Annotated in this window: 20 protein-coding genes; 9 read left to right on the top strand and 11 right to left on the bottom strand. The window is 44.2% G+C overall.

Annotated features, from left to right (window positions below; translation table 11 throughout):
• Positions 1–422: 422 nt before the first annotated feature.
• Both ACZND6_RS04735 and ACZND6_RS04740 read right to left on the bottom strand, forming a co-directional pair.
• Positions 423–1,199, bottom strand: coding sequence for a type III pantothenate kinase (locus tag ACZND6_RS04735; protein WP_281536546.1), 777 nt, complete (start codon positions 1,197–1,199; stop codon positions 423–425).
• On the bottom strand, positions 1,196–1,987 hold the full coding sequence (locus tag ACZND6_RS04740) for a biotin--[acetyl-CoA-carboxylase] ligase (protein WP_489524427.1): 792 nt from the start codon (positions 1,985–1,987) through the stop codon (positions 1,196–1,198). The genes ACZND6_RS04735 and ACZND6_RS04740 overlap by 4 nt, the downstream gene beginning before the upstream one ends.
• Before the next feature lie 94 nt (positions 1,988–2,081).
• Here ACZND6_RS04740 and ACZND6_RS04745 point away from each other — a divergent pair, with 94 nt between their 5' ends.
• Genes ACZND6_RS04745 through lipA form a run of 5 tightly spaced genes read left to right on the top strand, consistent with a single transcriptional unit; the run spans position 2,082 to position 6,053 of the window.
• The gene (locus tag ACZND6_RS04745) at positions 2,082–3,185 is read left to right on the top strand and encodes a D-alanyl-D-alanine carboxypeptidase (protein ID WP_008810328.1); all 1,104 of its coding nucleotides are present in this window, start codon (positions 2,082–2,084) and stop codon (positions 3,183–3,185) included.
• Positions 3,186–3,188: 3 nt separating this feature from the next.
• Positions 3,189–3,485, top strand: a complete 297-nt coding sequence (locus ACZND6_RS04750) for a YbeD family protein (protein ID WP_008810329.1) — start codon at positions 3,189–3,191, stop codon at positions 3,483–3,485.
• Positions 3,486–3,541: 56 nt separating this feature from the next.
• A complete protein-coding gene (gene lipB, locus ACZND6_RS04755) occupies positions 3,542–4,129 on the top strand; it encodes a lipoyl(octanoyl) transferase LipB (protein WP_279173673.1) in 588 nt (195 codons plus the stop codon).
• Positions 4,113–5,081 carry a 1,4-dihydroxy-2-naphthoate octaprenyltransferase gene (gene menA / locus ACZND6_RS04760; RefSeq protein WP_008810331.1) on the top strand — a complete coding sequence of 323 codons (969 nt, stop codon included), beginning with the start codon at positions 4,113–4,115 and terminating at the stop codon, positions 5,079–5,081. Before lipB ends, menA begins: the two co-directional genes overlap by 17 nt.
• A 3-nt stretch (positions 5,082–5,084) precedes the next feature.
• Positions 5,085–6,053, top strand: a complete 969-nt coding sequence (gene lipA, locus ACZND6_RS04765) for a lipoyl synthase (protein ID WP_008865169.1) — start codon at positions 5,085–5,087, stop codon at positions 6,051–6,053.
• On the opposite strand, the gene ACZND6_RS04770 is transcribed toward lipA, so the two are convergent.
• From ACZND6_RS04770 to dnaA, 8 genes are all read right to left on the bottom strand, one after another.
• Positions 6,013–6,537 (bottom strand): hypothetical protein, encoded by a 525-nt coding sequence (locus ACZND6_RS04770; protein WP_008810333.1) that lies wholly within the window; start codon positions 6,535–6,537, stop codon positions 6,013–6,015. The genes lipA and ACZND6_RS04770 overlap by 41 nt on opposite strands.
• Entirely contained in the window at positions 6,537–7,475 is a 939-nt protein-coding gene (locus ACZND6_RS04775; RefSeq protein ID WP_008810334.1) for an ABC transporter substrate-binding protein, read from the bottom strand. The genes ACZND6_RS04770 and ACZND6_RS04775 overlap by 1 nt, the downstream gene beginning before the upstream one ends.
• Positions 7,476–7,489: 14 nt before the next feature.
• Entirely contained in the window at positions 7,490–8,242 is a 753-nt protein-coding gene (locus tag ACZND6_RS04780) for an ABC transporter ATP-binding protein (protein WP_008810335.1), read from the bottom strand.
• Positions 8,221–8,973 carry an ABC transporter permease gene (locus tag ACZND6_RS04785; protein WP_244862448.1) on the bottom strand — a complete coding sequence of 251 codons (753 nt, stop codon included), beginning with the start codon at positions 8,971–8,973 and terminating at the stop codon, positions 8,221–8,223. Before ACZND6_RS04785 ends, ACZND6_RS04780 begins: the two co-directional genes overlap by 22 nt.
• A gap of 65 nt (positions 8,974–9,038) precedes the next feature.
• Positions 9,039–9,767, bottom strand: a complete 729-nt coding sequence (locus ACZND6_RS04790) for a BON domain-containing protein (RefSeq protein WP_008810337.1) — start codon at positions 9,765–9,767, stop codon at positions 9,039–9,041.
• A gap of 1,072 nt (positions 9,768–10,839) precedes the next feature.
• On the bottom strand, positions 10,840–13,350 hold the full coding sequence (gene gyrB / locus ACZND6_RS04795; RefSeq protein ID WP_008810338.1) for a DNA topoisomerase (ATP-hydrolyzing) subunit B: 2,511 nt from the start codon (positions 13,348–13,350) through the stop codon (positions 10,840–10,842).
• A 38-nt stretch (positions 13,351–13,388) separates the two neighbouring features.
• Complete coding sequence (dnaN, locus tag ACZND6_RS04800) at positions 13,389–14,564, bottom strand: DNA polymerase III subunit beta (RefSeq protein ID WP_008810339.1); 1,176 nt, start codon at positions 14,562–14,564, stop codon at positions 13,389–13,391.
• Positions 14,565–14,576: 12 nt separating this feature from the next.
• Positions 14,577–15,950, bottom strand: a complete 1,374-nt coding sequence (gene dnaA / locus ACZND6_RS04805) for a chromosomal replication initiator protein DnaA (RefSeq protein ID WP_008810340.1) — start codon at positions 15,948–15,950, stop codon at positions 14,577–14,579.
• 374 nt (positions 15,951–16,324) lie between these two features.
• On the opposite strand from dnaA, the gene rpmH reads away from it, so the two are divergent.
• From rpmH to yidC, 4 genes are read left to right on the top strand one after another with little or no spacing between them, the layout of a single operon-like run.
• A complete protein-coding gene (gene rpmH / locus ACZND6_RS04810) occupies positions 16,325–16,465 on the top strand; it encodes a 50S ribosomal protein L34 (RefSeq protein ID WP_008810341.1) in 141 nt (46 codons plus the stop codon).
• A gap of 25 nt (positions 16,466–16,490) precedes the next feature.
• On the top strand, positions 16,491–16,946 hold the full coding sequence (locus ACZND6_RS04815) for a ribonuclease P protein component (protein WP_412447688.1): 456 nt from the start codon (positions 16,491–16,493) through the stop codon (positions 16,944–16,946).
• A gap of 16 nt (positions 16,947–16,962) precedes the next feature.
• The gene (gene yidD / locus ACZND6_RS04820) at positions 16,963–17,250 is read left to right on the top strand and encodes a membrane protein insertion efficiency factor YidD (RefSeq protein WP_489524431.1); all 288 of its coding nucleotides are present in this window, start codon (positions 16,963–16,965) and stop codon (positions 17,248–17,250) included.
• Positions 17,240–18,937: a membrane protein insertase YidC gene (gene yidC / locus ACZND6_RS04825; protein ID WP_489524428.1), complete on the top strand. Its 1,698-nt coding sequence runs from the start codon at positions 17,240–17,242 to the stop codon at positions 18,935–18,937. Before yidD ends, yidC begins: the two co-directional genes overlap by 11 nt.
• Positions 18,938–18,997: 60 nt before the next feature.
• Here the strand turns inward: yidC and ACZND6_RS04830 are convergent, their stop codons facing one another.
• Entirely contained in the window at positions 18,998–19,288 is a 291-nt protein-coding gene (locus tag ACZND6_RS04830) for a hypothetical protein (RefSeq protein WP_008865163.1), read from the bottom strand.
• Positions 19,289–19,298 lie beyond the last annotated feature (10 nt).

The following is a 19,298-nucleotide window of genomic DNA, read 5'->3' on the forward strand; positions in this document are numbered from 1 at the left end:
CAGCGTTCAATCTGAGCCAGGATCAAACTCTATTGTTTAATCTTGTTTTGTCGCTCGAATTACTCTTGCTTGGTGTTTGACGGAGTATTTTCTACTCCTTCTTCTCCAATAAGATCGAGCAATTTAAAATTTGCAGGTTTACTGCAGACTTCTTAGTGCCCGCTCTTATCGGTCGTCGATAAATTTTTAAAGATCATTTCGGCTTTCGCCGCCGCTCAGTTTCGTGAGTGAAGAATTGAAATTTTACTCGTTTAAAATTTTCTGTCAAGCGACTGAATAACTTCAAATGTAAAACTTCGTTTCCGTCTGTCGTTGCTGCGTTGTGCACCAGCGACAGGACGTGCATCTTAACGAAACAATTCTATGTGCGCAAGTTGAGCACAGCTTACAAATGTTTCTAATTGTTGTATGTTTTATGCAACCTATCTTTTATTTTGAGCTTCCAAGGCCAAACCTTTTAAGACTAGATTTGTATTGATATGAGCTCTCGGCATATGATCCACTGCACACTGATGCAGCGCTTCATAGCTCTCAATTCCGCCTCCGGTCAATACAACGATAACCGGGGCATGATCGCTTTTCTTTTTAAGTTTTTCTATTGCGTTTTTAATCAGTCCTATTTGGCATTCGATAATGCCTGTGGTCACTGCGTCCTCTGTGTTTTTAGGAAAATCCACCAATTCTCCTGAGCTCACGTTCAACGCAGGAATTCTTTCCTGCAGGGACTTGAACATGACATCGATTCCCGGGGCAATCCTTCCGCCAAGAAATACGTAGCGATCTCTTTCGAAATTTATTTCATCCACAGTTGTCGCGGTTCCAAATTGAACCAATACTATGGAGTTGCCAAAGTATTGAGAAGCTGCCCCAAGCGCCGCAAACCAACGATCAGCACCTAATCTGGAAGGACTGTCGTATTCGTTAATCATAGTTAACGGACCTTCAAATTTTTCTTCTGCCCTCAGCCAATGAACCTTGCCGCCTTTGCAATTGACTAATTCTTCAAACTGAGTTGCCAGTGGCTGTTGAGCAACAGAGCAAGCCCAAGCTTCTTCGAAAGGTAATCTGCTCAAATCCGAGACCAAAACCGAGCTCAACTGTGTTTTGCTGTCGTGCAGGTACGCTCTGGGCTTCTCCATGTTTTCCAGGGAAGACCATTTCAATGCCGAATTACCGATATCTACGAGAATATTCGTCATAGCCTTAGCGAAGCCTCTCCGATACAAAATGCCTTTTGTTGGTTACCGTCCTGCAAAAGAATACGCCCCTTTTTGTCAATTCCCATGTTCTGTCCCTCGGAAACTATTTTTTCTCCTTCGATAAGCCTTAATTTCCTGCCTTTATAAAGATCGGAGTGATTCCACTCTTTAATTTCCTCTGCTGAGAATTCCTCCGGAAGACTTCGTACCGCACGAATGATTTCTTCAAATGCGCATGACAGAATCAGGCTTCGAACTCGCTCTAACTCTTCAGGCTCAATATGCTTAAACAGAGAGCCAACCGGCGAATTTATATTTCTGACAACTTCCGGATCCGTTGCCAGGTTAATCCCTACACCGATGATCAAATAAGCCATACCTTTTTTCTGGATGACTTCCGTCAAGATTCCGGCTGTCTTACCTCCGAAGCAATAAAGATCGTTAGGCCATTTAATTTTTACTTCTTCCTTAGCTGCAGCAGATAGGACCTTTCTAAGTTTTAGGGCGATATAAGGACTAAGAAGTGCCAATCTCTCCGATTCTTCCTCAAAACCAATCAGCAGCGAGAATTTAAGACTTGCCGGCGAATCCATCCATTTCCGTCCCTTTGTTCCTTTTCCCGCTGTCTGTCTTTGTGCCACGACAAGAATCGGCTGAGCCAAACTGCTTGCTTCCCGCTTTACGAGTTTTTTTAAGTATTCGTTTGTCGAATCAATCTCGTCGAAAACCTGTAGCAAGCATTCTTTTTTTATCTTTTCGACACACTCTGTCTCTAAATAATCTTTCATAAAAGAAATTAGCGGTTATATTCATAAAACAAGAAATATAAGTCCCTCTTATCCCAACTGAAGCGATAGAAAATGAGGAGCCTTACCTATTGCCATGCTTAGAAAATTCAAACAATACACAGCAAAACTCTTTGTTTCTCTGCTCCTGTTCGTGCCATTACTAAACGGTGCTTCAGCAAGTTCCGACAACTTATCGTACGATGTGTTAAGTCAGCAGTTTATACAAGCACCGGCCGACTTTCTTGTCCCTTTCTCGAAAAAGCTATATAGCTTTTGTTTAGCAAAACAAATATTGGAGAAGGTGGAAAGCAAAAAAACAGAACTTAACAGCACAATCACAATTACCCCGGAAGTCCTCGCCGGACATCAATCTTCAAAAGGAATCTTGCTGGGTGCTGATAAAGAAATATCAATAAAAGAACTATTAAGAGCATTGATCTTTTTACAAGCCCCTGAAGCGAACAAAATCGCGCTTCACTGGTTGGAAACGCTCTCAGACAAAAAAGATGAACCAGCTAAAGCATCAGAACCTGAAAAAAAGATAAATGGAAAATCTCTGCTTGAAGATGTCGGCTTTGTCATCAGAAACCTGCCGAAAGAAGTTGGGCAAATAACTGATCAAACGGTAGAGATTCAGGAAAAAAACTTTCCCTCAAATATCCGAATCAGTCATTCTGAAAAATCCGACTTACTCTTTATTTTAGATAATTCATCAAAGGTCGCTTTAGGAGCAGCCATTGTTGCAAGTCGTCTGAGAGAAAACAATCTCAGAATCGTTCTCTGTCTGGTTCACGACTCGGATTCAAACGCCCTGTTTCCTGAAATTGCACAAGCCTTAGTCAGCTCCGTTAACCATTTTGAAACCGCAAAAGTTTTCACTGAAGGCAAACCGGTGACCGTCATTCCTATCATTGACGGTGAACAACAGAACATAGCTTTGGCCCCAAAGCAAGATGTTTTCATCACTGTTTCCTCAGATGAGTTAAAAAAACAAAAAACACCTAAAGTGGAAATGATTATTGAAAGAAAAGAGCTCATTAAGGCTCCGGTAACGACGAATGAACCTTTGGCAAGAATTAATATCAAGCTTGGTGACAGGGTTCTTAAAACTGTACCTCTTTATGCCGTGGCTGATGTGGCAGAAAAAAAGAGCAAACTGTCCGATATTTATAAAACCTTTAAACAGATTATCGAGTAAATAATGGCTGAACAAGATAAGAAAGATCTGCCGGAAGAACTTCCGGCCCCTTTATTGCAATTTCCGTGTGAATTCCCGATGAAAGTTGTCGGCCAAAGAACTGATGATTTTGCCCAGCAAATTGTGGCGATTATTGAAAAACACGCCCCGGACTTTAACGCCTCAGAAGTGGAAATGAAGGTTTCCGGAAAGGGAAATTATCTCTCTCTGGGATTTTTGGTGAATGCAACTTCTCAGGACATGCTGGACGACCTCTACCGCAGTTTGACTGCCCATCCGCTTGTTAAGTTTGTCCTCTAGAAAAATTGGTTATTAAAGATTTGGGTCAGGTCGATTATTTGACTGTTTGGCAGGAAATGATCGACTTCACAAAAAAACGCGATCAAACCACTGAAGACGAATTCTGGATCTGCGAACACCCGCCGGTTTTCACACTTGGAACCAGTTTAAAAAATAATACCTTTCCCATCAGAGGGATACCTTGTATTCACACAGACCGCGGAGGAAAGATCACCTACCATGGCCCGGGACAGTTAGTCGGTTACCCGCTGCTTGATCTTAGAAAAAATCATCTTTATCCGAAAGAACTCCTTAACCTTATCAATCAGACAGTTCTCTCAGTCATGAGAGAGTTTGGGGTCGAGGGAGTTTTGGTCGCCGGAGCTCCGGGGATATACGTTTCTAAATCGGGCGGTGCCGGTCAATTTCAAAACCTGGCTAAGATTTGTTCAATCGGCCTTAAAATCTCCGGCCATAGCTCCTATCATGGTTTTGCGCTCAACGTCAGTGCAAATCTTGAACCCTTTTCTTACATCAACCCATGCGGTTATGAAGGATTAAGGATCGTAAACTTAAACAAATTTGCGCAAAACGCCACTTTAGAATCTACAAAAAAAGTTTTAATAGAGAAAATTAAGGAACAGTTCTGTGAAAAGCGTTGTTAAAAAAGAAATCCGTCCTCACTCCTTTGCTGCATGGATGGCCTTCATGCGGCCGAAAACCTTTTGGATCGCTGCCGCTCCCGTCTGTGTCGGTACGGCTTTTGCCGGAGCATTAGCCGGCACGTGGAACCTATGGATTTTCCTTTTCACATTGCTTGGCGCCGTTTCCATTCAGGCCATGTCCAACATGGTAAACGACTATGCTTACAACCTTAAAAAAGCAGAAAACGGTACACGCGTTGGTTTGCCGAGAGCTACGACCGAAGGCTGGATCTCTATGTCCGCAGCAAAGAAAATGGTCGGCTTTTCTATTGTTGTTTGCTCCCTGTTCGGTATTCTCTTGATCGTCATTGGCGGCCTTCCGATCGCTTGTATTGCAGTACTTTCGCTTATCTGCGGCTTTTGCTATATGGGCGGCCCGAAACCTATCGCTTACACGCCTTTCGGAGAATTTTTAGTTTTAGTTTTTTACGGTCTTTTCGCAGTCAGCGGAACTTACTGGCTTCAAACGCATAGTTTTAACTGGCTCACTTTAGTTCCGGGCCTTAGCCTCGGGTTAATCGGAGCGGCTATCTTATTCGTTAATAATTATCGGGATTTGGACCATGACAGATCTGTCGGCCGCTATACGTTGGTAGCTGCATGCGGTCGAAAACTTGCCAACACGCTTTATATGCTGATGATTTTCCTGCCCTTTGTTTTTATTGGCTGGATGGTACCGCTGAATCAGCATTATTGGCCGTTCCTTTTTGTTCTCATGGCCCTTCCCAGAGCCAGCTTCCTGCCTCATCTTTTAAAAACCAGCCCTCAGGAGAAAATCACGATGGTTATGTTCAAGACAATCCAGCTTGAACTGTTCTTCGGCTTCTTATTAACGCTTTCCGGCATAGCCGTTGCCTTCCTCTCCTGGCCTTCTACACAATTAGCCGCTAATTTGTTTGTCTCTCCCTTCTGACGTATGGACCATTCGGACTTCAACAAAAACCGAGAAGTTTTAAAAATTAAAAACTACAAGGAGTTCGTCTCTCAAGAAAAGCTTAAAAAACCTGAATGGCTGAAAATCAAAATTTCTCCCAATAGGCAAACGATAAAAGAGGTAAGGAATCTTCTCGCTTCCAACACCCTAACGACCGTTTGCGAGCAGGCTTGCTGTCCGAATCTGGGAGAATGTTTTAACGGTAAGCGCGCAACCTTCCTAATCATGGGGAATATTTGCACCCGCCGATGCCCTTTCTGCGATATAGCGCATGGCTACCCCGATCCTCTTGATCCGGACGAGCCTAAACGGCTAGCTGAGGCTGCAAAAACTCTAGGGCTTAAATATGTGGTCATTACCAGTGTCGACCGGGATGACCTAAAAGACGGAGGAGCTTCGCATTTTGCGAAATGCGTTCACGAGCTAAGAAAGCAAGAGGGCGTAAAAGTTGAAATCCTTGTTCCGGATTTTCGCGGAAGAGTAGAACGAGCAATTGATGAACTTCTTTCTGCACCGCCCGACGTCTTTAATCACAACATTGAGACGGTTCCAAGACTTTATAAGGAAGCGCGGCCGGGAGGTAATTACCTTCATTCACTAAATTTATTAAAAACATGGAGTGAGCGCTCACCTTCCATTCCGACAAAAAGCGGCCTTATGGTAGGTCTCGGAGAAACAGATGATGAAGTATTCGAAGTGATGAAAGAACTTCGGGAACACGGCGTTTCAATGCTCACTATCGGTCAATATTTGGCGCCAAGTAAGTACCACATCCCAGTAAAACGCTATGTCGCTCCGGAGACTTTTTCTAAGTTTGCTGAAACAGCTAAGAATATGGGGTTCCTCAGCTGTTTCAGCGGACCTCTGATTAGATCGAGCTACAGCGCCTTTGAACAGGCACTGGAAGCCTCTACTCTTTCATTGAAAAAGACAGAACATCCTCAAAGTTAGGAATATTCCAAATCGCCTCGGAGAGGGCGTCCTTTTGCTCTCTCCAGTGACGCGCATCCTGCTCGGAATAATTACCTTTCTTGATCGCTCTTCCCGTTTGTACGAACTCTTCCGGAAGAACACCCGGTTTAAGGGCACAACAAAGCGTTCTAGAGCCCACAGTAATCTCAAAATACATGTGACCATAGACACCCTCAGGGGTCCCTTCCGGTGCGTTCTCAAGGACTTCATAAGCCTTTCTCGTGACAGCCCTTGTGGTCATCTCCACGGCGTCCCTCAGACCGGGTCCCGGGAAAGCCGTTTTGAAGGTAATTTCTTTTCTTTCAGGAATACGACCATCCGTCAGCTTATTTAAAGCAAATCGGAGCAATCTGTAGCCTAAAGAAAGTCCCCCGATGCTGTCTCGTCCATGGTATAGAACACAAGCCTCAAAAGGAATATCCAAGCGGACTCCGTCGTCGTATACAGATATAACTTCAGTCATTATTTCAACGCGGTAGGCAGCACAATTTCTTTAATGTTGACGTCTTTTGCCATCATGCCGTTCTCTCTTAGGAATTTCTGGTCGGCAGCCAATTCATCTAAGTCCTTCTGAGTCAAAGTGTCATAAAAGTGGCTTCCATCAGCTAAGTTCTCAGCAGTCTTGACAGAAATTCCGTGCTCTTTAGCGCCGATTTCGAGGGCTTCCTGCTTGTGATCTTTGATCCACTGATGAGCTTCTCTGTTGACCTTAACCAATCTTTCAACGAGCTGAGGATGTTCCTTAGCAAATTTTCCGCTGACCGTGAAAACGAGATTCGGCTGAATCAGTCCCTGAGCAGTTGCAATCGTCTTTGCGCCGCCTTCATTAGCTTTATAAATGCCGCTTGCTGCTAACAATGCAGCATCGGCTTTTCCAGCCATCATTGCCGTCATTCCTTTCGGAATGTCCATATTGATAAAGTTCACATCCTTAGGATCAATACCTTTGCTGGTAAGGGCTGCAACAAGTGTCTGGTGAAGAACCGTGCCTTTAGGACCTACAACCGTCTTCCCCTTCAAATCTTCAATTTTCATTTGAGGTCCGGGTTTACCTACGATCGCAAACAAACTCGTCGGATGAGCCACACCGGTTGCAATACGAATCGGATTACCGGCTGCATTCGCCATAAGAATAGAAGCAGTATTCATTGCTGCGCTGGCATCCAGAGAGCCGGCCGCCATCGCTTGTGTCTGTTTAGCGCCGGAAGTGATGTCGTGCCACTTGACCTTAATGCCGTCTTTTGCGAATTCTTTCTCCATCATCTGATTGTGCTTCATCACGATGTTCTGGAGATTAAACGGTGCCTTTACATAAGCGATATTAATTTCCTGCACATCAGCAGCATTAACACAAGCACCAAGACCAAGTCCGAATAAACAAGCTAATAATGTTTTTTTCATTTCAGTTATCTAAGTTAAGTAAGAAAAAAATTAAATAAAGTTTGCTGGAATGGAAGTAAATTCTGGTCTCCAAAGCGGCGCGGCTTTGGTAAGGCAATATTCACCTCTTGTTTGACTTTTCCTTCTTCTAAAAATACGGTTTTATCGCTCAGCAAGACCGCCTCATTCACATCATGAGTGATCAGTACCATAGTCATACCAAGCTCATCCTGAATCTTAGAGAAGTCCATTTGAAGACGACTGCGAGTCATAAAATCCAAAGCGCTAAAGGGTTCATCCAAGAGCAGCAAATCCGGTTTTGCAATAATTCCTCGAGCTAACCCAACTCGCTGAGCCATGCCCCCTGATAGCTCGGAGGGATACAGCGCTTCTACTTCAGGCAAGCGCACAAGCTCAAGAACTTCTCTAATTCTTTGCTTGCGTTCTTCTTCCGGCAGGTGACGAATAGCCAATGAAAGGTTTTCCTCCACCGTCTTCCAAGGTAAAAGACGAGGATCCTGAAAAACCAAGGAAAGTTTCGGGCTGCTGACAGGACGTCCTGCTTCGTCAAAAAAGGAGATCTCCCCGGCATCGCGTTCTTCCAAGCCGGAGATCACTTTTAATAGCGTTGTTTTTCCACAACCGCTTTTTCCTAACACGGCCGTCAACTTTCCGGGCTCAAGATTCAAGGAAAAATCTTTAAGCGGAGATACTACTCTCCCTCTAGACTGAAAGGACTTACAAATCCCTTTTAGTGTGACACCCGTTACCATTTGCTTTTCATCCACGGAGTCAGACGTTTTCCAAACAGTTGAAATAATTGGTCTCCCAAAACTCCCAGAACGGCAATGCAAAGAATGCCCACAAAAACTTTATCAGTTCGAGACATTTCACTCGCATCTCCGATGAGATATCCAAGACCGGAACTTGCCGCGATTAATTCTGCACCGACCAAAGCTCTCCAAGAATAACCAAAACCCAGTCTCAGGCCTGTAAAAATATTAGGAAGGGACGCCGGAAACTCGATGTGTTTAAAACGTTCCATCCGGTTGAGCCTAAGCATGAAAGCAAGCTCTTTATAGGACTTATCGATTTGCTTAAAACCCGAGAATACATTTAAATAAATCGGAAAAAAGCTCGCTAGAAACACAATAGAGAGCTTTGCCGCCTCTCCGATTCCGAGCCAAAGAATCAAAAGCGGAATAAGTGAGAGCGGAGGTATAAAACGAAGGGCCTCCAATAACAGCTTTGCTCTTTTCTCAGATGCAGGCGAATAATAAAAGAAATACGCCAGAGGGATCGCAACGAGCATTGCAAGGAAAAATCCTCCGAATACTCTGCCCGCACTGGCTGCTATATGTTTCCAGAGCTCACCGCAGACGAGAAGCTCAACAAAACTACTCCAGACCTTTTCCGGCGACGGCAGCAGAAACTCGGGAAACAAGCCAAAATGTGAAACAGCTCCCCATACCAGCAAAAGAATAGCCGGCACCTCAATAAGATTTAGAAAGTTTTTCACCTTTGAGAGCCCCCTTGAAAGGCTCATTATAACTAAATTTAATGAGAATAATTATTATTTACACTTTATAACTTAACAGGCGAGACGGATACTTCCTCAGTGGCTCCCTCTTCCGAGGTGAGCTTGCCGTTTTCTTCAGTCGTTCCTTCGGTAACTTCCGCAGCTTCATTCTGCTGAAGTTTTGAGTCAATCAGCTGTCTTTTTTCCAACTCTTCGGGAGTGATAATCGTGAAAAGACGAACTACCTGAACAACGCCCGGCACTCTCGAAGCAATCTTGGAAATGATTTCGGCTTCTGTTTGAGTGACTGTTCCCAGCAGATAACAAATTCCTCTATCGACAACTACTTTTATAGAGGTTAAGGTTACTTGTTTGTTATCCAGAAGAGCCGCTCTGACCTTACTTGCTGTAATGGAATCATTCATCCTTGTCGTCAGAGAAGAATTAGCCTGCACAGCGAGCTCGTTATATACCTTATTGACCTCATTAATAGACTTCACGATTTCAGTGGCTTTCTGCTTACTGGCTTCGGAGTCTATTTCACCGCTCAACAGAACATTTCCCTCATAGGAAGTTGTGGTGATATGACTGGAGGCAAAATTTGTCTGACTGAGGTGCATGGCTGACTTTGCTTCGATAACGCCATCGTTTGCCACCGCCCCGGCACTTCTCCTATCCGCGGCAACGGAAACTCCTGTGACAGCTGCTGATCCAATTAATACCGGCGCGCAAGCAGTCGACATCAAAAGGGAAGAAGTAACAAACAACAAAATAGCGATACGAGAAGGTTTCATTTTGGACCGTTACTGTTTAGTTAGTAGGGCAGTTCGCCTGCATCTGCTCCATTTTACTTATGAAACTTCGATTTTCATGAGTTTAGAAGTCGCTCACCTCTTAATTTATTGAAAAATTTTTCCAAAACGCCAACTCAGACAAGTTATCAACAGAGTTATTAACAAGATAACTATTTGTTTATTTATTATTATTTTAAAAATTGAACAAAATTTTTAAACACAATTGAGTTTAAGCCGTTTGAGTAGCTAATCTTTGTAGTTATTCACGCTATAAAACAATCAATACACAATATCCTTTATTAATCTATTAATGAAATGTGTATTAATAGAGTTTCAGAAAAATGTTAATAAGTTAAATTTATCTAATGTATTCAGTAAATTAAATAAGCGATAACTTAGTTCAAAATTCCCAAACAGCCAGTAAATTTATGTGGACAAATCGAGCTCCCTGCGTTTCATTATCTCTTTTTCCACGTCTTTTCCACAAAACTCAAAAAGATTCGCGATTGTTTTGTTCATAAATAACCAGTTTCTTTCACTAAATCCGGAAAGTTGAGTTTTTAACGCTGTTAGCAAAGCACCAACTTAATTCTTATATTAATTATTAATAGATATAGTATTAATAGCTTAAGAAATTATTGTTGATAACCTATATTTGTCTTTTATAAACAAATAATTATGTTGTTGATAAAGGGCGATAAAACCTGATGACTACTAACTAAGAGCAGTTAACAAGATAGACCCTCTCGTTTTTATTCACAACTAAAGCCAGAAGTTATTCACAATTTTTCCCAAAAAGAAGGTTCAGATTTGATCAAGCAATTGATTGGGTTGTAAGGTTGTTTTAGAGAAATTAGTTTGATGCCGCTTTTGAATAAGAGCCAAAACAGCCAGACCTTCACAGGCCGAGGCCAATGAAGGAGTTTTTTGGAAGGAATATTAAAAAAAAACGAGTTAAATCGAAGTTTAATTCGGTGCAAATAGTTAGTTATAAGAGTTAAAGCCAACTTTAATTATTTAGATTTAAAAGAAAAGGCCGGCATAGCCGACCTTCATGAAGCGAAACTAGAGACTAGGTATCGATATTTCCCGCTAACAAGGCGTTGTCCTCGATAAATCTTCTTCTCGGTTCAACCTCATCTCCCATTAATTTTGTGAAGACTTGGTCTGCCGCAATGGCGTCTTCAATTCTCACCTTAAGAAGGCTGCGTTTGGTAGGATCCATTGTGGTTTCTTCCAGCTCTTCAGCCTTCATCTCACCAAGCCCTTTATAGCGTTGCATCTTTTTAACGCCGGCTTTGCCGATCTTCAGAATGAACGAAATGGCTTCGCTGAAGTTGGAGATTGGCTGAATGGTTTCCTTGTTGTTCGTCGTTCGTACTAAGCAGGCACCCTCATGCAGCAGGTTCTTAAAGGTAACGGATGCAGCTGTCAAAGTCAGATAATCCGGCGTTTCAATGAAAGCCGGTGTAATTCTGCTTTCGATGATATTGCCAAAATGAGTGCGTTTAACAATAATCGTCGGAATGTTTTCTTCTACAGCGTAGCCGAGAGAAATCGCCGGATCAGTTATCTTAGCAACCAGCTTCTCAATTGAATCAGCAGCTGCTTTGTCTGAAGATAAGTCAATCGTTGCGCCTGCAGCAATTGCTGTAAGGACGCTGGCATCAACAAAGCGAGAGAACTTAGAAATAATATTCTGGGCGTCGCTGTAGGCTAAGAAGTATTCCTTCAGTTTGTCGCCGGAAATTCCCTGTTTGTTCTCAAAGGCTTCTTTAGAAACGTAAAGATTAGTTCCTGTAATGCCCTGATCTACGAGGAATGTATAAAGTTCTTTATCGTCTTTGATGTATTTCGTCTTCTGACCGTATTCAACTTTGTACAGCGGAGGCTGAGCGATATAAACATGACCTCCTTCAATGAGTTTCGGCATTTGACGATAGAAAAGCGTCAGCAGCAGAGTACGGATATGCGCACCGTCCACGTCAGCATCCGTCATGATGATGACACGGTCGTAACGCAGTTTATCCAGATCAAATTCATCACCGATACTGGTACCTAGGGCTGCGATTAAGGTTGCAATCTGCTCACTGGAAATCAGTTTCTCGATTCGTGCTTTTTCAACGTTAAGGACCTTTCCTCGCAAAGGCAGGATAGCCTGGAAAGAACGGTCACGACCCTGTTTTGCAGAGCCGCCGGCGGAGTCACCCTCCACGAGGAAGACTTCGCAGAGAGAGCGGTCTCTTTCCGAACAATCAGCCAATTTACCGGGAAGGCCTGCCGAGCCAAGCAGACCTTTTCTGCGTGTTGTTTCTCTGGCTTTTCGTGCTGCTTCTCTGGCACGGGCAGCGTCCATAATCTTTTCGCAGATGATTCTTGCGTCTTTAGGATTTTCTTGGAGGTAGCTTTCCAAAGCGGTTCTGACTACTTGCTCTACTGCAGGGCGGGCTTCGGAGGAGACCAATTTATCCTTTGTCTGAGAACTGAATTTCGGTTCAGGCATTTTCAGCGATAAAACGCAGGTTAAGCCTTCGCGAATATCCTCACCGGTGAGGTCGATCTTCTCTTTCTTTGCAAATTCAGATTCCTCAATATAACGTTTGATGACAGCTGTCATCGCACTTCTTAAACCGTTGACATGCGTTCCGCCGTCTTTTTGAGGAATATTGTTTGTGTATGCGAGGAAATTTTCCGTGTAGCCGTCGGTCCACTGCATGGCGACTTCGACGTTGATGTTTTCCTCCGGATTCACTGTAACTGTCTTGTTGGTATAAAAACAGTTGTCATGGATTTTTGTTTTGTCTCTGTTAATAAAATCGACAAAACCGCTCACACCTCCGGCGAATTGGAAAACTTCGTCTTTTCCTTTTCTTAAGTCTGCCAAGTGGATCTTGACACCGTTGTTGAGGAAAGAGAGTTCTCTAAGGCGTGAGGAAAGAACTTCGTAGTGGAAATCAACGGTACCGAAAATTTCCGCATCCGGTAAAAATTGGACTTCGGTGCCGCGTCGATCGGTAGCTCCGCTGACGTGCATCGGAGAGATTTCAACCGGGCCGGTGGGAGTCTGAACTTTCTCAGTGAGTCTGTCCTGAAGAACACCTTTTTTGAAGTTTAAGTAGTGCTCTACCCCTTCTCTGCGTACAGTGAGCTTTAACCAGGAAGAAAGAGCGTTAACGCAAGATACGCCTACGCCGTGGAGGCCTCCGGAAACTTTATAGCTGTTTTGGTTGAATTTTCCGCCTGCATGGAGCTCTGTAAGAGCGATTTCAGCCGCACTTCTTTTTGGTTCGTGCTTGTCGCTCATTTTTACATCGGTCGGAATACCACGTCCGTTATCAACGACGGTGATGGACTCATCGCGATTGATGGTGACGTTAATGTGATCAGCATAACCCGCCAAGGCTTCATCGATCGAATTATCGACGACCTCAAAGACAAGGTGATGAAGTCCTGTTCCGTCAGACGTATCGCCGATGTACATGCCGGGACGCTTACGAACAGCCTCCAGACCTTCTAATACCTGAATTGCGTCCTCTCCGTAGCTTTCTTCGGCAGAGTAATTCTTGTCTTGCATTTCACTCATTATTTGGCTTACCTAATATTCTGACCGTGAATTCAAAGTTAAATTTTCATGGGCATCACGACAAACTTGAAGTTGTCGTTATCCGGCATTCTGATTAAAGCCGGATTTTTCTGTTCGCCCAGAGAAATTCTGACTGAGTCGTTCTTCAATACATTCAAAACTTCGATGAGGTAGGCGACATTAAAACCGATTTCAATCGGAGAGCCACTGTATTCAACGGAGATTTCGTCTTCGGCTTCCTCCATGTCCGCATTGTTGGCAGCGACATTAAGGTGGCCCGGTGTAAGGTTCCAGCGGACTCCCATAAGTTTGTCGGCTGTTAAAGTTGCGACTCTCTGGAGTGAGCTCAATAATTCCTGACGTCCGACTCTGAATTCTTTTTCATTGTGTTCGGGAATGACTCGCTGATAGTCCGGGTAACGGCCTTCAACAAGCTTGGACAATATCTCAATGCCGACGAATTTAAATTTAATCTGGCGTTCGGAAATGTAGACCTCAATGGGATCTTGAGAGTCGGGAATCAGACGAACGAGTTCTTTAACCGTCTTTCTCGGCAAAATAGCATCAAGTTTCTTATCTGCTGTTTTTTCCGCTTCAACATCACAAAGTGCGAGTCTGTGACCGTCGGTTGCAACGCCTCTCACTTTATTGTTTTCTGCACAGATATAAACGCCGTTCAAGAAGTAACGGACATTGTTGACTGCACAGGCAAAAGAGACCATGTTCAGGAGATATTTGAAACGAAGGCAGCTCATCGTAAAAGCATGTTCCAAATCTACTTCAGTAATGACTGGGAACTCTTCTGCGCTGATTGTTTGGAGTTCGAACTTACTCTTACCGGAGCTCAGGACTACGTGATCACCTTTCTTTGAGAAAGAAAGCGGATTGGTGTCGGGAAGCGTCGCCAGAATATCCGTCAGCTTTCTTGCTGAAATCGTCGTAGACATTTCTGAATTTTCTTCACCTATTTCCGCAACAGTCAGGATTTGGAGATCGAGGTCGTTTGCGACTAAGGTTACCTGCTTGCCTTTTTGAACAAACAAGATGTTCGAAAGGACCGGCAAAGGCTGTTTTCTCTGTACAACACCGCTTACTGCCTGAATAGGCTTAAAGATATTTTCTTTTTTGGAGTTAATGAATACAGAGGTTCCGGCCGTTTTATCAATGCCTTCACTTGCGGCAGCAGGTCCGTTTTCTAACTTAGTTTCATTCATTATCGATCTCCGTTAGTTCCAGTTTTTTAAATCTTGTTCAATCAAATGAAGCGTGTGATTCAGCTCTTGATTCTGAGCACGTTCCTTTGTGATTTTCTTAACAGCATATAAAACGGTAGCGTGGTCTCTTCCGCCGAATGCGTATCCGATCTCAATAAGACTCTTCTGAGTCAGCTCTTTTGCCAGATACATCGCTATTTGGCGCGCATATGCGACATTGGCCACTCTTCTCTTTGAGTGCATATCCGCAATTTTGATACTGAAATGCTCAGCAGTGGACTGCTGAATATTTTCAATTGAGATACGCCCTGTCCCTGTAATTCCCTGCAGAGCCTCTTTGGCAAGCTCCTCAGTGATAGGTTTTTTAAAGACTTCCGCCCGCATAATCACGCTATTAAGAGCACCCTCGAGCTCTCTAATATTCGTGTTTAAACGAGTAGCAATAAGGTAAGCAACTTCTAACGGAAGTTTGACGCCCTGTTGTTTGGCCTTCTGTAAAAGAATCGCGGCTCTTAATTCAAACTCGGCGGGCTCAATGGAGACGGATAGACCGGCTCCGAATCTTGAAATCAAACGCTCATCAAAGTCAGATAACTGGCGGGCATAGGTATCGCAGGTCAGAATGATCTGCTTGTTTTTTGGAAGCAGCGCTTCAAAAATATTAAAGAGACGCTGCTGTGTTCCGCCGCGCTTGCATAAAAACTGGACGTCGTCGATCAGAAGAGCATCGAGATTTCTGTATTTATTGTCAAACTTTTGAATCTTCTCGTCAGAGTAGCGGCCGCCAGCAGACAGAGAAACGACCTCATTAATAAAGCGGTTCGCTGAGATGCACAAAAGATTGGTGTTCGGATTGTCCTCGAGGATCTTTCGGCCGACCGCGTGCATCAGGTGCGTTTTTCCTAAACCGACGCCGCCATAAATAAATAAGGGATTGCAGCGCTCGCCGGGAAATTCCGCAACTAACATTGCCGAACTTCTTGCGACACGATTAGCGTTTCCGATCACAAAAGTGTCAAAAGTCAGACCGGAGTGAAGACCGCACTTGGTCGCAATTTCGTCAATGGACTTAGGAGCTTTTTCCTCTTCCGGGAGAGTATTGGCAGGCCCGGGCAAAGGCTCGGAAATCATCGCGCCTTTGTTGGGGTCTTTCACCGTTATTTTAAGTTTTATCTCACGGCCGCAGATTTCGGAGGCTTTTTCCTCAATATCTTTTTCATACTGCGCCTTGATGAATTTACTATGGGGAACAGAGGGTACACTAATATTAATAATGTCAGGCTCGCTGTCCTCAGTGAATTCAACCTTTCCAAACCACGGAACGAAGACTTCTTCAGGAATAGTATTCTTGAGAAAGGCTAACACCGACTTCCAAACTTCACGCATTTAAGTTTCCGAGAATAACTTGTCGACTCTAAGTCTATTTTCAAACTAAACGATCATTGTACCTTATTTGGCCTTCTCTCCTACTAAGATAATAGGGGTATAGCAGGCACAGATAAAAAGGCGCTAAACACCGTCTAAAACGCCTTGAGCCCCGATTGCGTAATTTTTAAGACAGAACTGCTTACGAATAAGAAGAGCGCTCAAAAGGAAGGGCTTCATAAAAAGCCGTAACAAAATAATTTCTTTTAATTTGACAAGTTACGTTCTAATGAAGTCTAATATGTGGTTTCTCAAATTAGGGGATCGGTCCCCTAAAAGCATTAGTAATTTTAGTTTTTGCGGCCGTTCGCCTGGCCGATTTAAAAGGAATAAAAATGGCAACAAAACGTACATACCAGCCTTCTAAGGTTAAACGTGCTCGTACACACGGTTTCCTCGTTCGCAGCCGCACTCGCGGCGGCCGTAAGGTGCTTGCTGCTCGTCGTCGCAAAGGACGTCACGTTTTAGCTCTTTAATCCTTAAGGATTATTCAAATTAACGATGGCGTTAGGGGGCTGGGCTAATTCTTTTCCTCAAAAAGCAAAAATCAAGAAGTCTCAGGATTTTTTGACCGTTTTAAAAGCAAGAGGGAAAGGAGTCGTTAGACTTTCTGGACAATGGTTCGAGTTGAAGGCAGTCCTTACCCAAGGAAAAGTCTCCTCAAGATTCGGTCTTACGGTCGGAAAACATTTTTCTAAGCGTTCAGTAGACCGAAATCTGGTGAAAAGAATATTGAGGGAAGCCATTAGGCACTCGGTTCTTACTCATCCCGCTGAGTCCCCTTCCGCACTCCAAAGCCGAACATTCGTTCTCCGCTTAAAAAAGAAAGTTCCGGTGCCTGCAGAAGGCGCCTGTCTAAACTCTCTTAAAAAAGAATTATCGGAGGATGCGAACCGACTGTTGAGCCAGTTAGAGGCAAGAATTCAGGTTCTTGATCAAGGAAAAAAAGATGATTAAAAATCTCTGTCTTTTCATGATCAGGGGTTACCAGTTTCTTTTTTCGCCTTGGGTTGGCCACAACTGTCGGTTTCTTCCTACCTGTTCTCAATATTCCTATACATCCATACAGCGATTCGGTGCCCTCCGAGGAGTTTGGCTCACGTTTTTCCGAATTCTCCGCTGCAATCCCTTCGGGGGAAGCGGAATTGACGAAGTTCCTGACAAATTCAAGTGGAATTGTTGGTGCCGGGATTGTTGGGATCAGGAATCTCAGGCGTATTTTTTTCAATCTAAATTAGAGAAATCAAATCATGGGAAGTGATATTCAAAGAGCCCTCCTATGGATTCTTTTCGGTCTTTCCGCCTTTATGCTGTACGACCGTTGGGAAGTCTACAACGGCCGCCCGTCTTTCTTCGGGGCTGAAACCCAGCAGGTTGCGACGACGGAAGCACCTAAGAATGAGGCAGCCCTTCCGAGCCAGTCGCAGACAGCATCTCTGCCTGCTGAAGCTAAAACAGCAGTGAAGGCTGAGCCGATTCAGGTTGAAACAGACCTCCTCAAGCTTTCCTTTGATCCAGAAGGTGCCGTCATCATCGGTTCTGCACTTCGAAAAGAAAAACAGACCATTCCTTGGACGGATACCGGCCTTGTCGGCATGATTCTCGGAAACAAGGCTGAAACGCCTGCTGATGTGGTTCTTTTTACGGAACAAAAAGGAAGAACTTATTTAGCGCAGACCGGTTTAATCGGCGGTCCTTACCCGACTCATAAGACTCAATTTAAATTAGTCCCCGGTCCGCTCAAGATGGCTGACGGTCAGGACAATCTCACCGTTAAGTTTGAAGGCGAATCCGGCGGTGTTAAAGTCATTAAGAGCTTCACGTTCGAACGCGGTCATTACGGCATCAAAGTTTCTCATGAAGTGGTTAATAACACGGCATCCGAGATCAAGCCGTCTGTTTACTATCAGCTGACTCGCGACGGTGAAAAGCCTGAAGGCGAAAGCACCATGGTCAACGCCTATACCGGTGCCGCTGTTTACACCGATAAGGATAAGTTCCAGAAGGTCAGTTTCTCTGACATTGCCGACGGGGATAAAGATTTCCAGGCAAAAGCAGATAACGGCTGGATTGCCATGATTCAGCACTACTTCGTCTCTGCTTGGGTTCCGACACAAGGCGTAGAACGTGAAAACTACACGAATACGGTAGGCGAGAAGCTTTATGCCGTAGGAAGCATCCAGCAGATGGATACGATTGCGCCTAACTCCTCTAAGACAATCGAAGCAACGCTCTACTCCGGTCCTCAGGATCAGACCCGTCTTGATGCTATTGCTCCGGGGCTGTCCTTAGTTGTGGATTACGGCTGGCTCACTTTCTTAGCTAAACCGATTTACTGGCTTCTTTCCTTCCTTTACGGAATTGTCGGTAACTGGGGCTGGGCGATTGTTCTGCTGACCTGTATCGTTAAGGCCATTCTCTATCCGCTCTCCTTGGCCGGCTACCGCTCTATGGCTAAGATGAAAGATCTCGGTCCGCGTATGAAAGCGCTTAAAGAGAAATACGGCGACGACAAGCAGCGTCTTAACATGGCAATGATGGAGATGTACAAGACAGAGAAGATCAATCCTGTCGGCGGCTGCCTCCCGATTGCATTGCAGCTTCCCGTCTTCTTAGCCTTGTACTGGGTGCTTCTGGCTTCTGTTGAACTGAGAGATGCTCCTTGGATTTTCTGGGTTACTGACTTGGCAGCTCCCGATCCTTGGTTCATTCTTCCGATTCTTATGATCATCACGATGGTCATTCAGTTCAAACTGAACCCGACCCCTCCTGATCCTGTCCAGGCAAAAATGATGGCCATTATGCCGTTTGTCTTCGGTATTATGTTTATCTTCTTTGCCTCCGGTTTGGTCCTTTACTGGCTTGTCAACAATATCTTGTCGATCATTCAGCAATATGTTGTGAACAAACAAATAGAGGCAGACAGAATAAAACGGCAGTCTAACTAATAAAAATCGGGTCCTTCTCTCTGAGTCGGACCCGAAATTTTTTTTGCGCCACTTTTGGTTTTATTTTTTTTGCCAATAAACCAAAAGCAGAATCGGCCAGACCCAAACACTGATGATCCAAAGAATTAAGGAGACAGCGGTCACAGGTTTGGTCGAATTTCGGGTAATGAAACAAAGTATTCCTGCACCGAGCACAGACCATGCAAGGATTAAAATGTAGGCCGTTGCTCGGGCAGTGTAAGAGTCACCGATGAAGCTGCCTACCCAGGCGGCGATCGGGAGTGCGATTAGGACAGCGATTGCGGCTCCGACTAGACGGGACAATTCGTTGTTATTCTGCTTCAAACTCATTCTTAGGTAT

The organism is Parasutterella sp. (genome assembly GCF_057870745.1).